Annotated in this window: 11 protein-coding genes; 9 read left to right on the forward strand and 2 right to left on the reverse strand. The window is 35.7% G+C overall.

Annotation, left to right across the window (positions count from 1 at the left end):
* Positions 1-55: 55 nt before the first annotated feature.
* Complete coding sequence (locus tag KTQ83_RS08850) at positions 56-763, reverse strand: hypothetical protein (RefSeq protein WP_186999373.1); 708 nt, start codon at positions 761-763, stop codon at positions 56-58.
* 252 nt (positions 764-1,015) lie between these two features.
* Between KTQ83_RS08850 and rpoB the strand changes: the two genes are divergently transcribed.
* The 3 genes from rpoB to KTQ83_RS08865 are packed head-to-tail and all read left to right on the forward strand — an operon-like array spanning position 1,016 to position 9,342.
* Positions 1,016-5,113, forward strand: coding sequence for a DNA-directed RNA polymerase subunit beta (rpoB, locus tag KTQ83_RS08855; RefSeq protein ID WP_186999374.1), 4,098 nt, complete (start codon positions 1,016-1,018; stop codon positions 5,111-5,113).
* Positions 5,114-5,121: 8 nt separating this feature from the next.
* Positions 5,122-9,006 carry a DNA-directed RNA polymerase subunit beta' gene (gene rpoC / locus KTQ83_RS08860; protein ID WP_186999375.1) on the forward strand — a complete coding sequence of 1,295 codons (3,885 nt, stop codon included), beginning with the start codon at positions 5,122-5,124 and terminating at the stop codon, positions 9,004-9,006.
* Positions 9,007-9,054: 48 nt separating this feature from the next.
* On the forward strand, positions 9,055-9,342 hold the full coding sequence (locus KTQ83_RS08865) for a hypothetical protein (protein WP_186999376.1): 288 nt from the start codon (positions 9,055-9,057) through the stop codon (positions 9,340-9,342).
* A gap of 10 nt (positions 9,343-9,352) precedes the next feature.
* Here the strand turns inward: KTQ83_RS08865 and asnA are convergent, their stop codons facing one another.
* Positions 9,353-10,360 (reverse strand): aspartate--ammonia ligase, encoded by a 1,008-nt coding sequence (gene asnA / locus KTQ83_RS08870; RefSeq protein WP_186999377.1) that lies wholly within the window; start codon positions 10,358-10,360, stop codon positions 9,353-9,355.
* 78 nt (positions 10,361-10,438) lie between these two features.
* Here asnA and KTQ83_RS08875 point away from each other — a divergent pair, with 78 nt between their 5' ends.
* The 6 genes from KTQ83_RS08875 to KTQ83_RS08900 all read left to right on the forward strand — a co-directional run bounded on the left by KTQ83_RS08875 (position 10,439) and on the right by KTQ83_RS08900 (position 16,160).
* Positions 10,439-11,224, forward strand: a complete 786-nt coding sequence (locus KTQ83_RS08875; RefSeq protein ID WP_117925726.1) for a glycosyltransferase family 8 protein — start codon at positions 10,439-10,441, stop codon at positions 11,222-11,224.
* Entirely contained in the window at positions 11,221-12,579 is a 1,359-nt protein-coding gene (locus KTQ83_RS08880; RefSeq protein ID WP_217256569.1) for a sodium-dependent transporter, read from the forward strand. The genes KTQ83_RS08875 and KTQ83_RS08880 overlap by 4 nt, the downstream gene beginning before the upstream one ends.
* Before the next feature lie 11 nt (positions 12,580-12,590).
* Positions 12,591-13,532: an L-lactate dehydrogenase gene (locus KTQ83_RS08885; RefSeq protein ID WP_117925724.1), complete on the forward strand. Its 942-nt coding sequence runs from the start codon at positions 12,591-12,593 to the stop codon at positions 13,530-13,532.
* 28 nt (positions 13,533-13,560) lie between these two features.
* Complete coding sequence (locus tag KTQ83_RS08890) at positions 13,561-14,904, forward strand: MATE family efflux transporter (protein WP_418518066.1); 1,344 nt, start codon at positions 13,561-13,563, stop codon at positions 14,902-14,904.
* Positions 14,905-14,955: 51 nt separating this feature from the next.
* Complete coding sequence (locus tag KTQ83_RS08895; protein WP_117925723.1) at positions 14,956-15,165, forward strand: hypothetical protein; 210 nt, start codon at positions 14,956-14,958, stop codon at positions 15,163-15,165.
* Between the two features lie 101 nt (positions 15,166-15,266).
* A complete protein-coding gene (locus tag KTQ83_RS08900; RefSeq protein WP_186999378.1) occupies positions 15,267-16,160 on the forward strand; it encodes an alpha/beta fold hydrolase in 894 nt (297 codons plus the stop codon).
* Positions 16,161-16,266: the final 106 nt, after the last annotated feature.

A 16,266-nucleotide genomic window follows, 5' to 3' on the forward strand; every position in this document is an offset into this window, starting at 1 on the left:
CTACAATAATTTAAAGCCGGTATTTTCACATAACCCTACACTATTTTAGAGCGCCTTAATCTTCTGCAGTTTCGTTTTTATAATTGTCTAAATCGTTTGGAAAATTGATCTTATTTAGTTTTTTGATACTTAGTTCAATTGAAACATCAATATCAGCATTCGCATCATCAACGGTTTGTGTTCCGGTAAAGCTTAAAATCATGTGTGAGATTTTTTCGTTTTTGATGGTTGCAACAAGTGTAGCATGATCTAGTTTAACGGATCCCATGTTATCGAGTAGTGTTGCTAATTTGCTTGTATTGACTTTAAATGTGTAGGTATCATTTTCTTTTTTAGAGGAATCAAATAATTTGCATAATTGATCGTCAGTTAAATCTAGAAATGGGTTGTATGTATTTAATTTTGAATTCTTTTTAAGTCCGATCTTATCGACTGTACTTTGGGTTTTTGTACCCATAGAATTTAAATATGTTTTTCCATCTTTAATGTAAAAGTTTAAAAAATTATTTTTCACATGATCGCCTGCAACTAAACCTATTGAAGTAGCAACTTGTAGATCTTCTTTTTGAAGAATTTGTGCATCAATATTCATTTTTGAATCTTTCATATCCAATGTTCCACTGATTTGGGCGCTTTTTAGATTTAATGTATTACCTAATGCATCAAAGAATGTAAGGATGTCATCATTATTTTTTGAGTTTGAACATCCTACAAGGCTAAGCGATAAAAAACAAGTTATAATTAGGGTTAAAATTTTTTTCATTCGGAACTCCTTTAAACGTTTATATTGTATGCACAATTAGAAGGAATGTCAAAATGGATAAATGAAAAAGCACCTACTTTGTGCAGGTGCTGAAAAAGGATAGGCAATATTTATAACTCATTTTTTAAATTTTGTCAAGTTTTTATTGACATTTGGTGGTTTTACTAGTAGTATAATAAATTGCATAATAGTGTGAGTTTTCAGGTGAAAACCACCTAGTATAGTACAAATTCGAACGAAAGGATGGCATGCATGGACAACAACAAAGCATATCGTATTGTCTCGTGTGGAAAAAAATCTTCCCGCCGAGATTACTCAAAGGTTAGTGGTAAATTAGAGTTACCTAATCTTGTCGAAATCCAGACAGATTCATTTAAATGGTTTACGCAACAAGGTATCCAAGAAGTATTTGAAGAAATCTATCCAATTGAAAACTATGGAAAAAACATTCGCTTAAATTTCCTTCGTTATCATTTTGAAGAACCAAAATATAACGCAGAAGAATCTATGTATAGAGAATGCAACTTTGCAGCACCTCTATATGCAGATATGGAATTAGAAGTTACAGACTCAGAAACTGGGGAAGTTGTAACTAAGAGTGAAGAAGTATATTTAGGGGATTTCCCTTTAATGACAGAAACTGGTACATTCATCATCAATGGTGCAGAACGTGTAATCGTTAGTCAGATCGTACGTTCTCCAGGAGCATATTTTGCGGACAGTTATGATGAAAAAACTGGTAAACAAAACTATAGCTGTGAATTAATTCCAAGTCGTGGTACTTGGTTAGAGTTTATGACTGAACAAAAGAAAACTACAAACGGACGTTTAATTAATGTTTCTATTGACCGTCGCCGTAAAGTATTATTCAGTATTTTATTCAAGGCGATTGGTATGTCTTTGAATATCGGAGTGAACGAAGATACTCACGATACATCAATGATGGAAACATTCCTTCGTGCAATGGGACGTAACTGGTCTGATGTAGCTACAGATGCAGAAGATCGCGAATACATGAATATGTATTTGTTGTTGTATACTGCTTTCTTCGGTAAATATGAAGAAATCGAAAACACTTTATTGAACGATAAAGTAAAAACAACGCAGGAAGCGTTACTTTCTTTCTATGAAAATCAAAGAAGTGATGAAATCCCTACATTAGATGGATCAATCACTTTGATGCAAGCTAAATTCTTTGATCACCGTCGTTATGACTTGACAAAAGCTGGTCGTTATAAATTACGTAAGAAATTAAATGCGATTGATCGTATGGCAGGTATGACACTTGCTCATGATATTGTTGATGTAAATGGCAACGTATTCATGGAAAAAGGTACTATGGTTCACCGTGATGAAAGAAATGCATTACGTGAAGAATTGGCTAAGGGTACTTATTGTGTCGCTTATCCATTCCGCTCAGAATTCCATGAAGAAGATATCGTTTCAATTCCAACAAGCTGGACTACAGGATTAATTGGTCGTGTATTAGCTAGTGATGTTGAAACAGAAGATGCTTATTTAGATGTTGGTACAGTATTAACTGAACAAGATGTTTTAGCAATCCAAAAGGCTGTTGAAAATGTTGATATTTTTGCAGGATTGTTTGCACAACCAGTTAAATTAACAGCCGAAAATATGGATTCTGTATTTAACTATGGTCAACGTTTATATGCTCTTGGACGTTTAACAAATGCTCAAGGTGAAGATATTGTTGATGCAGATATGGAATTAGTTGCGAACCGTTATATGGTTGGTGTAAGTCCAGATGCTATCGATAGTGATGTTGAAACACAAGTTAAACAACGTGCTTTAAGTGAAGATATCACAGCATGGTTGATTGGTGCATGTGTTCAAGAATTATATATTATTGACAATAATGGGGATGAAGTCCGTATTGCTGGAAATGACCCATTCGCAAATAAACACACAATTACAGTTTCAGATATGTATGCATTCTTCTCATATAGCTTAAACGTTATGGAAGGTGTAGGAACAACAGATGATATCGATATGTTAGGTAACCGTCGTATTCGCTCTGTTGGTGAATTGATTCAGAACCAGTTCCGTATTGGTTTATCTCGTATGGAACGTGTCGTTAAAGAACGTATGTCAATTCAAGAAATGGATAGCTTAACTCCTAGAAAATTGACAAACATTCGTCCTTTGACAGCTGCAATTAAAGAATTCTTCTCTAGTTCACAGTTATCACAGTTCATGGATCAACAAAACCCTCTAGCTGAGTTGACAAATAAACGTCGTATTTCAGCCTTAGGTCCAGGTGGTATCAGTCGTGACCGTGCAAGTTTCGAAGTACGTGACGTTCACAACTCTCACTATGGTCGTATTTGTCCAATCGAAACGCCAGAAGGGCCAAACATCGGTTTGATCAATAACCTAACTACATATGCTCGTATCAATGAATATGGATTTATTCAAACGCCTTACCGTAAGGTAAATGCGGATGGTACTGTTAGTGAAGATACAGTTTACTTAAGCGCAGATGAAGAAGCAGATTATGTAATCGCTCAGGCCAATGAGGTTCGCGATGGTCATTTAGTAAATGAACGTGTTGTAGCTCGTAAGGCTGGTGAAACTATCATCGCTGATCGTAACGAAGTAGAACTTGCCGACGTCAGTCCAAAACAGATTGTATCTGTAGCGACTGCCTGTGTCCCATTCTTGGAAAACGATGACGCGTCTCGTGCCTTAATGGGTGCCAACATGCAGCGTCAGGCCGTTCCATTATTAGTTCCTCATTCACCTTATGTAGGTACTGGTATTGAATATAAAATTGCTAAGGATTCAGGTGTTGGTATTGTCGCAAAACAAGATGGTGTAGTTGAATATGTAGATGGTTTGCGTATTGTAGTTAAAGATAATGAAGGTGAAAACCACACTTATCAATTACGTAAGTTTGCTCGTTCAAACGCAAGCACTTGTATCAATCAACGTCCAATTGTAGAAGTTGGTGAAAAGGTTGAAAAAGGCGATATCTTAGCTGATGGTCCAAGTATGCAAAATGGAGAATTGGCTTTAGGTCAAAACGTTGTTATTGCATATACAACATGGCATGGATATAACTACGAGGATGCCATTATCATGTCAGAACGTATGGTTAGTGATGATGTATATACTTCAATCCACGTAGAAGAATATGATATTGACTGTCGTGAAACTAAGTTAGGTCCAGAAGAAATCACTCGTGATATTCCTAACGTTGGTGAAGCAGCAGTTCGTAAGTTAGATTCAAATGGTATCATCATGGTGGGTGCCGAAGTTAAAGAAGGAGATATCTTAGTTGGTAAGGTTACTCCAAAAGGACAAAGTGAAGTTAGTCCTGAAGAAAAATTATTATTGGCAATCTTTGGTGAAAAATCACGTGAAGTTCGTGACAATTCATTGAAAGTACCTCATGGTGGTGCTGGTATTGTTCATTCTATTCGTGTATTTAAACGTGGAGATGGATCGGATCTTCCTCCTGGAGTAAATATGCGTGTTAAAGTATATATCGTTCAGAAACGTAAGATTTCTGAAGGTGATAAGATGTCTGGTCGTCACGGTAACAAAGGTGTCATCTCTAAGATTTTACCTATCGAAGATATGCCATTTATGGCTGATGGACATCCAGTTGATATCTTGTTGAACCCATTCGGTGTACCTTCACGTATGAACATCGGACAGATCTTAGAAATCCACTTAGGTTACGCTGCTCGTAAATTAGGTGTTAAATTCTCTACTTCTGTATTTGATGGTTTATCAAATGAAGACTTACAAGATGTAATGCGCGAAGCAAGCATGACTGTCGATGGAAAACAGGTATTATATGATGGTCAAACTGGACAACCATTCGATGAACGTATTAGTGTCGGTGTAATGTACATGATTAAGTTGGCTCACATGGTTGACGATAAACTACATGCTCGTGCTACAGGTCCATATTCTTTAGTTACTCAGCAGCCATTGGGAGGTAAAGCTCAAAATGGTGGTCAAAGATTTGGAGAAATGGAAGTTTGGGCATTGGAAGCATATGGTGCTGCCCACACATTACAAGAAATCTTGACAATCAAATCGGATGATATTCAAGGTCGTATCAAGACTTATGAAGCCATCATTAAAGGTAAAGATATTCCAGAACCAGGTGTTCCAGAATCATTCCGTGTATTGATGCACGAATTACAAGGTTTAGCAATCGATATTCGTTTGTTAGATGAAAACAATAACGAGGTTGACATCACATTAGATGATGATGACCAGGACGTTCATCCAGCTCAACCTTTACCAGAACAAACACAAAAGGAAGAGCTAGTAGACGATATTGAAGAAGAAAATAACGAAGAAGAGGAGGCGTAGTATAAAATATGAGTATTAACAATTTTGCCTCGATTCAGGTTCGCTTAGCGAGTCCAGAAACGATTTTAAAATGGAGTCATGGTGAAGTAACAAAGCCTGAGACAATTAACTATCGTTCACAAAAAGCAGAACGTGATGGTTTATTCTGCGAACGCATTTTCGGTCCAACTAAGGACTGGGAATGTGCTTGTGGTAAATATAAAAAAGTACGTTTTAAAGGTGTTGTATGTGACCGTTGTGGTGTAGAAATCACAAAAGCAAGCGTAAGACGTGAGCGTATGGGCCACATCCACTTAGCTGCACCAGTAGCTCATATTTGGTACTTACGTGGTATTCCTAGCCGTATGGCATTGCTGTTGGATGTAACACCAAAACAATTGGAAGAAGTTGTGTATTTCGTAAGCTATATTGTTACGGATCCAAAAGAATCTGGTTTAGCTTACAAACAAATTCTTTCTGAACGTGAATTCCGTGAAAACCAAGCTATTTATGGTTCAACAGGATTTACAGCTCAAACAGGTGCTGAAGCCGTACTACGTTTATTACAAGATGTTGATTTAGAATCTGAATATCAAGAAGTACAGGATGCGCTTGAAAAAGCACAAGGTGAAAAACGTAAGAAATTAATCAAACGTTTGGATACAATCAATGCATTCCGTAATAGTGAAAACTTACCAGAATGGATGATTCTGACTAACATTCCGGTAATACCACCTGATTTACGTCCAATGCTTCAATTGGATGGTGGTCGTTTTGCGACAAGTGATTTGAACGACTTATATCGTCGTGTTATCACTCGTAACAATCGTTTACGTAAATTGTTAGATTTGGGTACTCCAAATATTATCGTTCAAAACGAAAAGCGTATGTTACAGGAATCTGTAGATGCTTTAATTGACAATGGTCGTCGTTCAAAACCAATTACAGGTGCTGGTGGACGTGCATTAAAATCATTGTCTCATTCATTAAAAGGTAAACAAGGTCGTTTCCGTCAGAACTTATTAGGTAAGCGTGTTGACTTCTCTGGTCGTTCTGTAATTGCCGTTGGACCAGATTTGAAAATGTACCAATGTGGTATTCCACGTGAAATGGCAGTAAACTTGTTTAAACCATTTATCATTAATGAAATCGTAAACCAAGGATTAGCACAAAATCCTAAAAATGCAGAAAAATTAATCGAACGTCGTGATCCTCGTATCTGGGACGTTGTTGAAACTGTAATCGACGGATATCCTGTATTAATGAACCGTGCACCTACATTACACCGTTTGGGTATTCAGGCCTTCTTGCCTAAATTAGTAGAAGGACGTGCAATGCGTCTTCACCCATTAGTATGTACTGCGTTCAACGCCGACTTCGATGGTGACCAGATGGCCATCCACGTTCCATTAGGAGAAGAAGCTCGTGCTGAAGCATTAGTTATGATGCTTGGTTCTCACAATATCTTAGGTCCTAAAGATGGTAAACCTATCGTTACGCCAGGACAGGATATGGTTATGGGTAACTTCTATTTAACAATGGAAGAAACAAAAGAAGAATTCTTTGCAGAAGCTAAACACTACGAAGAAGTTGGCTGCCCATTAGAAGCAGCTCACTGGCACCGTTTTGGTGAAAGTGAAGGGCATGTATACACAGATGAAGATGAAGTTATGATGGCATACCAGTCGAAACAAGTTCACCTTCACACTCGTATCGCATTGCCTGTATGCAATATGCATAAAACATCGTTTGATGAAAAACATAAAAATGATTATTTAATTACAACAGTTGGTAAGATTGTGTTCAACTCAATGTTCCCTGAAGATTTCCCATATATTAATGAGGTATCAAAAGAAAACTTTATTAGTACTCCTGATAAATACTTTATTGCTCCAGGACAAAACATTAAAGAATACATCGAAGCTATGCCTTTAGTTGAAGCGGTTAAGAAAAAAGATTTAGGTAAAGTTATTGCCGAAGTCTTCAAACGTTATGATGCGGATCAAACTGCTGAAATTCTTGACCAAATCAAATCTTTAGGATTTGAATATTCAACAGTAGCTGGTATTACAGTTGCCTTGTCAGATATCGAAGTGGCTCCTCACAAAGATGAATATATCGATGAGGGTCGTGTTAAAGCCGATCAGTTGAAACACTTACAACGTAAAGGTATGTTGACAATGGAAGAATGGGAACGTCACTTATCTAAGATGTGGGATGATCAAAAAGACAAGATCGTAACATCATTGATGAAAAACTTGCCTCGTAAAAACCCAATCAACATGATGGCGACTTCTGGTGCTCGTGGTAACGCGTCAAACTTTACTCAGTTAGCTGGTATGCGTGGCTTAATGGCAAAACCTGGCCACGCTAAAGCTGGTGCTGGTGAATATGTACCAACCATCATAGAAGTTCCTATCTACTCTTGTTTCCGTGAAGGATTGAACGTAAGTGAGTTCTTTATCTCGACTCACGGTGTGCGTAAAGGTCTTACAGATACTGCCTTAAAGACAGCCGAATCTGGTTACTTAACTCGTCGTTTGGTTGATGTTGCCCAAGATGTAATTATCAAAGAAGATGATTGTGGTACAGATAAGGGGTACTGGATCGAAACATTAATGGATCGTAAAACAAACTCTGTTATCGAACCATTACAAGATCGTTTAGTTGGTCGTTATTCTAAACAAGATGTAACAGATCCAAAGACAGGTGAAATAATTATTGCGAGTGATGAATTCATCACTGATGAACTTGCTAAGAAAATTGTAGATGCAGGTGTTACAGGTATGTATATCCGTTCTGTATTTACTTGTAAGTCCCGTTTAGGTATTTGTCGTAAATGTTATGGACGTAACATGGCTACTGGTAAAGACGTTGAAGTTGGTGAAGCTATTGGTATCATGGCGGCTCAATCAATTGGTGAACCAGGTACACAGTTAACAATGCGTACATTCCATACAGGTGGTGTTGCCGGTGCCGGTGCAGAAGATATCACTCAAGGTTTGCCTCGTGTTGAAGAATTATTCGAAGCTCGTTGTCCAAAAGGTGTTGCGGTAATTGCTCAGATTTCAGGTGAAATTACTTCAATTGAACGTATTGAAGGAACAATGCGCCAAGAAGTTATTATCACAAACGAACACGAAAGTGTTTCTCATAAAATCAACGCGAACCAGTCTATGCGTCCATGGGTTCAAGTCGGTGCAAAGATTGAAGCCGGTGTTGCGTTGACTGAAGGTCCATTAGATCCAAAAGAATTATTACGTGTTGCTGGTGTACGTGAAGTTCAAGACTATATCTTGAAGGAGGTTAAGAAAGTATACCAAAGCCAAGGTATCGAAATTAGTGATAAGCACTTGGAAGTAATGATCAAACAGATGATGAAGAAAGTAATCATTGTAGATAGTGGAGATACTGATTTAAATGTTGGTGTTCAATTATCATTGAATAACATCACAAAAATCAATCGTAACGCATTGTTAAGCGGTAAAACTCCTGCTACATTCAAACCAATATTATTAGGTATTTCTAAGTCTTCTGTTGAAACAGATTCCTTCTTATCAGCTGCTTCATTCCAGGAAACTACAAAGGTTCTTACAGATGCGACTATTAAGGGTAAAGTTGACCACTTAATCGGTTTGAAAGAAAATGTTATTATTGGTAAGCTGATTCCTGCAGGTACTGGATGCCAGGGAGATCGTCCACAAAATCTAATTGTTGCAGAAAAGGCTAAAGAACTTCGTGATAAACGTATTGCACGTATGAAAGAAGTTCATGATGAAGAGTTCGACAAACTAGTATCTGGCTCTGATGATAGAGATATGATGGATAGTGTAGAAGCTTCAGTAGAAGAATCAATTTTACAAGATGCAGATACTGCAGACAATAATTCAATGGATATCCAATCTGAAGAATAAGAATATAAGGAGTAGGTAGATACCTATTCCTTTTCTTTAGGAGTAAAAATGGAAAAATATTTTAATTTAGGTAGAGCGTATTACACATATTTAAAAAGCAGCACAAAGAAAGATCAATGTACTGTTAGTGTAATATGTGATAATATTGATATTAAACATAACATAATGGATGGCTTATTGTTTTCAGGTGCCTTTATATATGATGGATACCAAGAAAATACAGACGGATCTATCATTGTTTGTGACGGAAACATTTCAGTTTATGGATGTGAATTGCCAGATTTAAAGTATGAGAATTATATATCCAATTCCAATGCCACTATAATAAAAAAGTAGGACAATTGTCCTACAAAATTTGAATATTATTTTTTAAACATGTATCGACCATGTCTTCAGGCCATAAGCTTGCCTGGACTTCTCCGATATGTGCTTTTTTAAGTAGAAGCATACATAGTCTGGATTGACCGATTCCTCCCCCTAAAGTGTATGGTAATTCTTTATTTAGAATGGCTTTATGGAAAGGTAATTCGCATCTTTCCAAACAGTTTTCTTTTTTCAATTGTTCTAATAATGTATCTTCATCCACTCGAATTCCCATAGAAGAGATTTCTAGAGCACTTTGTAGTGGTTCATACCAGAATAGGATATCTCCATTTAGTGTCCAGTCATCATAGTCTGGGGCTCGACCATCGTGTTTTTCATTGTTTGATAATTTATCACCAATTTGCATCACAAATACGCAACCATGTTCTTTTGTGATGGCATTTTCTCTTTCCTTTGCGTTCATATTTGGATACATATCTAATAGTTCCTGAGTTGTGATAAAGAAAATTTCATCAGGTAAATGATTAACTGCCTGAGGGTATTTGTACCAAACTTCATGTTCCATATGCTTGATGACTTTAAAGATAGTACGTACATGTTGTACTAATGTTTCTTTTGTGCGTTCATTTTTAGAAATGATTTTTTCCCAATCCCATTGATCGACATAAGTAGAATGAATGTTATCTAATTCTTCATCTTTACGAATGGCATTCATATTTGTATATAAGCCTTCATGTAATTTAAAGCCATATTGCTTTAAAGCCATACGTTTCCATTTTGCTAAAGAGTGCACAACTTCCATTTGTTCACCAGGAAGTTCGTTCATGGTAAAAGATACGGGTTTTTCTGTACCATTTAAGTTGTCGTTTAAACCAGAACTTTGTGTAACATATAAGGGTGCTGAAATTCTTGATAAATTTAATTCTTTACCAAATTCATATTGAAATGTATCACGGATATATTTAATAGCTTCTTGTGTCTCTCTAACAGTTAATACTGGATCGTAGTTTTTAGGTATAATAAGTTTCATACTTTCATCTCCTTAATGTAAGTATTGTATCACAAAATATGAAAAGATTTTCAATTTATTTTGTGATAAAATCATTTTATGAATATTCTATTTTCAATTAACGCAAAATTCATAGATTTGACAAAGACATGTATACGTTCCATCATTCGGTTTGACAAAAATATTGATTTCTATATTTTGCATCATGACTTAAATCAAAAACACATGTATGATTTAAGACGTTCTTTTTTTGAATGTACTTTTCATTTTATAGAAGTAAAGGAAGAAGAATTTAAGGGGTTTCCTATTTCATCTCGATATCCTCTAGAAATTTATTATCGATTATTCGCTTCGGATTTGTTGCCTAAGACATTGGATCGAATTCTTTACTTGGATGTGGATATTGTTGTGATTCAAAGTTTAAGGGAATTGTATAACATGGATTTTGAAGGTAATTTTTATATCGCTTCGAGTCATGTAAATGAGCGTATGACGCATTTAAATGCGAAAAGATTAGGGCTAAAAGAGGATGTACCATATATCAATACTGGGGTTTTGTTGATGAATTTAGAATTATTGCGTAAACAATTAAATAAGCAAGATATTTTAAATTATGTGAATGCACATAAGAAAAATCTTGTACTTTTTGATCAAGATGTATTGACGGCATTATATGGAGATAAGACAAAACTAGTAGATTCTCGTAAATATAATTTGAGTGAGAGAATGATGAATTTCTATAATCTAAGAAATCCAAGAAGTAGGATAGATCTTGATTGGGTGAAACAGAATAGTGTTATCATACATTATTGCGGAAGAATGAAGCCTTGGAAAGGTAAATATATAGGATGTTTAGATTGTTTTTATAGGGAGTTGGAAAAATGAGAGATAGGTTTTCAAATCGTTTAGGATTTATTTTAATTAGCGCAGGATGCGCAATAGGAATTGGCAATGTTTGGCGCTTTCCATATATTGTAGGACAATATGGAGGTGCTGCATTTGTCTTGATATATTTATTTTTTCTAGTCATATTAGGATTGCCAGTTATGGTTATGGAGTATTCGGTAGGACGTGCCAGTCAAAAAAGTGCAGCACTTTCTTTTGATGTATTAGAGCCAAAAGGAACAAAATGGCATTTTATGAAGTATGTGGCAATGGCAGGAAATTATATACTGATGATGTTTTATACTTCGGTTTGTGGATGGTTGTTTTATTATTTCTACAAAATGTTGATAGGGGATTTTAATGGATTAAATGTTGGGCAAATTAATAACGAATTTGGCTTAATGTTGTCAAATCCCTTGATTCAAGTAGGTATGATGTTTCTAGTTGTTTGTATTGGTTTTTTCATTTGTTCAAAAGGCTTGCAGAATGGTGTGGAAAAAGTATCAAAGTATATGATGTTGAGTTTATTGGCGTTGATGCTTGTGCTAGCTGTTCGTTCACTCATTTTGCCAGGGGCTATGGAGGGCGTAAAGTTTTACTTGTTGCCTGATTTTTCAAAGATGCAAAATGTATCGGATGTCGTATTCGCGGCCATGGGTCAAGCTTTCTTTACTTTGAGTTTAGGAATTGGTGCTATTGCGATATTTGGAAGTTACATTGATAAAGGTAAGAAGTTAACATCTGAGGCCATTACAGTTGTGTGTTTAGATACATTTGTTGCATTGGTTGCAGGCTTTATTGTGATTCCTTCTTGTTTTGCGTATAATGTGGATCCTGGGCAAGGGCCTGGATTGATTTTCCAAACATTACCTAATATCTTTGTGAATATGCAGTTTGGAAATATTTGGGGTGCTTTGTTCTTTTTGTTTTTGAGTTTTGCCGCATTAACTACAATTATTGCGGTATTTGAAAATATCATCACGATGACAATGGAATGGACAGGATGGTCTCATTCAAAAACAATCAAAGTAAGTTTTGTGCTTGTTTTTGTGTTATCTTTACCATGTGCATTAGGATTTAATGTATTATCTTTTGTTCAACCTTTAGGTGCTGGTTCAACCATTCAAGATTTAGAAGATTTTATTGTATCGAATAATCTATTACCTTTAGGATCACTTTGCTATGTATTGTTTTGTACATCTAAATATGGATGGGGATTTAAAAACTTCTTAAAGGAAGCTAATTGCGGAGAGGGAATTTCTTTTCCTAAACAAGTTGGTTTCTATGTTTCATATATCATTCCTGTCATTATTTTGGTAATATTTATACAGGGATATATCTCTAAATTTTTGTAGGAGGAGCCATTATGATTAAAAAGAGAAAAGTAGTTATTGTTGGTGCAGGAAATGTAGGTGCAAGTACAGCTTTTTGCATGATCAATCAAGGGATTTGCGATGAAATTGTATTAATTGATATGAATACAGAAAGGGCTAAAGGTGAAACATTAGATATGATTCATAGTATTGCCTTTATGAATCGTAATATGGAAATTAAATTAGGTGATTATACAGACTGCAAAGATGCAGATGTTTTGGTTATTACCGCAAGTGCTCCAATGGGCAAGGAAAACGATCGTTTAGTGGCTTTAAAATCAAGCTCTAAGATTGTTACAAGTATTGTTTCGAGTGCTATAGAAAATGGATTTGATGGGTTTATTGTAGTTGTTTCAAATCCAGTCGATATTATGACTTATGTGGCTTATAAGGTTTCTGGTTTACCAGCAAATCAAATCATTGGTTCAGGAACGTTATTAGATTCAGCTCGTTTACAATGTCATATTGCTGATTGTATTGATGTAGATCCAAAGAGTATTCATGCTTATGTTTTAGGTGAACATGGGGATAGTGAAATGATTCCATGGAGTACAGTTCGTGTGGGTGGTAAAGACATTTACCAAATCATTAAAGATAATCCAACACGCATGAATGAGGGGATGTTTGAAAGTATTCATGAAGCGGTAAAGAAAGATGGTTGGGAAATCTTCAATCGTAAAGGAAATACATGTTATGGTATTGCCGCAAGTACAACACGTATTGTTCGTGCATTGATGTTTAATGAATCCGTAGTACTTCCTATTTCTACGTATTTAGATGGTCAATATGGACAAGATGGTGTATTCACAAGTGTACCGGCTATTTTAGATGCGACAGGTGTCAAAGAGGTTGTTGAGATTGAAATGACAAAAGGAGAAAAAGAGCAGTTTGATGCTTCTTGTAGTCATCTACAAAGTTTTTACAAGGAAGTTTAAGCTTCCTTTTCTTTTAGTGGTGTAGGAGGTGTTAGGGTTGGCACAAGGACAAAAGTTAATGACATCTGGATCGATTCCTAAGCAGATGGTTTTCTTTGCGTTACCTATTTTATTAGGAAATTTATTTCAGCAATTATACAATACTGTGGATTCCTTAATTGTTGGAAACTTTTTGGGGAGTCAGGCACTTGCAGCGGTGAGTTCAAGTGGAAACATTATATTCTTGATGATTGGCTTCTTTAATGGGGTTGCGATTGGTGCAGGTGTAGTCATTTCGCGTTATTTTGGCGCAAGAGAAATAGAGCGTATGCAAAATGCGATTCATACAACGGTTGCGTTTGGATTGATTGTAAGTTTTATTATGACACTTATTGGTGTTTTCTTTACACCTACATTGCTTCGTTGGATGGGAACTCCAGATAGTGTGATGGCAGCTTCGGTAACTTATTTTAAAATATATTTTTTAGGTTCTTTTGGATCGATAATGTATAACTTTTTTGTAGGAATATTGCAGGCTGTAGGAGATAGTAAGCATTCGTTATATTATTTGATTGTATCAAGTGTAGTGAATGTTGTCTTAGACTTATTCTTTATTGCGGTACTTAAGATGGGTGTTGGATCGGCTGCTTTAGCTACAATTATTTCGCAATATATTTCAGCGGGTCTTTGTCTCAATTTATTGTTGACGACAAAGGGAACGCATCGTATTGTTCCTTCTAAAGTGAAAATTCATAAAGAGCTTTTAGGTGAGATTTTGAAGTATGGTTTGCCAAGTGGATTTCAGAATTCAATTATTGGTCTAGCGAATGTTGTAGTTCAATCGAATATCAACTCTTTTGGCGATATGGCGATGGCTGGATGTGGAGCTTATTCTAAGATTGAAGGATTTGCGTTCTTGCCGATCACTAGCTTTACAATGGCGCTTACAACGTTTGTCGGACAGAATTTAGGGGCTCGCCAATATGATCGTGTTTTAAAGGGTGCTAAGTTTGGTATGATTTGCTCGATGACTTTGGCAGAAATTATTGGTGTAATCATCTTTGTTTTTGGTCCTCAGTTTGTTGCAGCCTTTGACGCAACACCCGAAGTTATTCATTTTGGTACTTTGCGTGGACAAACGAGTGCTTTCTTCTTTTGTTTATTAGCGTATTCACATTGTGTATCGGCTATTTTAAGAGGGGCTGGGAAGTCAATGGTTCCAATGATTGTAATGATGGTTTGTTGGTGTTTTGTGCGTGTTACAGGTCTTACAATCATGGGGGCTTTAGTGCATAATATTTGGTGTGTATATTGGATTTATCCAATTACTTGGTCTTTATCAAGTATCACGTTCTTTATTTATTATCATAGGGTAGATTGGCTTCATGCATAAATTTGACAACTGAATTTAATAAGTGATAGACTTATATCGAGGTAGATAGTTATGAAATCAATGTTAGAAGAATTAAAAGATGTAAAAATAAAAAAACACACAGTTACATCTATTGAATATGATTGCAAGTCTGAAGAAAAAGAGGACGCAGTATTTGATCAGGTTCATAATATTGTCACAAATCATTTAGATGACTTCACAAAAATCACTTTTGATGTGGAAGCGGATCACAAAGTAAAAGTAGAAATTAGTGAAAACTAGTTGGACCATTTTAAAAAATGGTCTTTTTTTTGTTTTTGTATAGTTTTGATAATTATATATTTGATACAATGAGTACAAGAAAGATATGTAGGTACTATAATATGATAATTAAGAAAATAACATCAAAACAAGATGGGTTAAACTTAGAGATTGCGATTATGGAGTGCAAGAATCCAAAAGGAGTCGTACAGTTTTCGCATGGTATGGCCGAGCATAAAGAGCGTTATTTTGACTTTATGCGATATTTAAATGATCGTGGTTATGTTTGTGTGATTCATGATCATAGAGGTCATGGAAGTAGCGTGAAATCAAAAAATGATTATGGATATTTCTACACTGAAAATGCGGATTATATTGTGGAGGATTTATTCCAGGTTACGGAATATGTACGTGAAATGTATCCTGGATTAGAGATAACGTTATTTAGTCACAGTATGGGGACTTTAGTGGCTCGTTGTTACTTAAAGAAATATGATGCATATATTGATCAACTGATTTTGTGTGGTCCACCTACTGAAAATTCGGCGGCAACTCTAGGTTTGGCATTGGCAAAAATAATAAAGCCTTTCTATAAGGAGAAGAAAGGAAATGGCTTATTGAATAAGATGGCTTTTGCAGGATATGAATCGGGTAATCGTTGGTTGAGTAAATGTGTTGAGAATGTAGAGCAATATGAAGCAGATGAATTGTGTGGATTCTTATTTACAACGAATGGTTTTATTAACTTATTTCAATTGATGATCAAAGCCTTTGATAAAAAAGGATGGAATGTCACTAATGAAAACTTACATATATTTATGATTGCAGGTCAAGAAGATCCGGTCATTCAGGGTAAGGATAAATTTGAACAATTGAAACAATTCTTAATGGGTGTTGGATATAAAAATGTATCTAGTAAATTATATCCGACTTTAAAACATGAAATCTTAAATGAAAAAGAGAATCAAATAATTTACGAGGATATATATGAATTTATAAAAAGTGCCAAGGATTAATCCTTGGCATTTTAGATACAAAAAAACTCGCGCTTGCGAGTAGTTTTTTACATGGAGCAGGTGATGAGAATCGAACTCACGTAGTCAGCTTGGAAGGCTGAAGTTC

Source organism: Holdemanella porci (genome assembly GCF_019052655.1).
Lineage (GTDB): Bacteria > Bacillota_I > Bacilli_A > Erysipelotrichales > Erysipelotrichaceae > Holdemanella > Holdemanella hominis.

What these genes read in the sequence shown, in the direction of transcription:
- KTQ83_RS08850 (WP_186999373.1), bottom strand. Translation starts at nt 763, where the DNA reads ATGAAAAAAATTTTAACCCTAATTATAACTTGTTTTTTATCGCTTAGC.
- rpoB (WP_186999374.1), top strand. Translation starts at nt 1,016, where the DNA reads ATGGACAACAACAAAGCATATCGTATTGTCTCGTGTGGAAAAAAATCT.
- rpoC (WP_186999375.1), top strand. Translation starts at nt 5,122, where the DNA reads ATGAGTATTAACAATTTTGCCTCGATTCAGGTTCGCTTAGCGAGTCCA.
- KTQ83_RS08865 (WP_186999376.1), top strand. Translation starts at nt 9,055, where the DNA reads ATGGAAAAATATTTTAATTTAGGTAGAGCGTATTACACATATTTAAAA.
- asnA (WP_186999377.1), bottom strand. Translation starts at nt 10,360, where the DNA reads ATGAAACTTATTATACCTAAAAACTACGATCCAGTATTAACTGTTAGA.
- KTQ83_RS08875 (WP_117925726.1), top strand. Translation starts at nt 10,439, where the DNA reads ATGAATATTCTATTTTCAATTAACGCAAAATTCATAGATTTGACAAAG.
- KTQ83_RS08880 (WP_217256569.1), top strand. Translation starts at nt 11,221, where the DNA reads ATGAGAGATAGGTTTTCAAATCGTTTAGGATTTATTTTAATTAGCGCA.
- KTQ83_RS08885 (WP_117925724.1), top strand. Translation starts at nt 12,591, where the DNA reads ATGATTAAAAAGAGAAAAGTAGTTATTGTTGGTGCAGGAAATGTAGGT.
- KTQ83_RS08895 (WP_117925723.1), top strand. Translation starts at nt 14,956, where the DNA reads ATGAAATCAATGTTAGAAGAATTAAAAGATGTAAAAATAAAAAAACAC.
- KTQ83_RS08900 (WP_186999378.1), top strand. Translation starts at nt 15,267, where the DNA reads ATGATAATTAAGAAAATAACATCAAAACAAGATGGGTTAAACTTAGAG.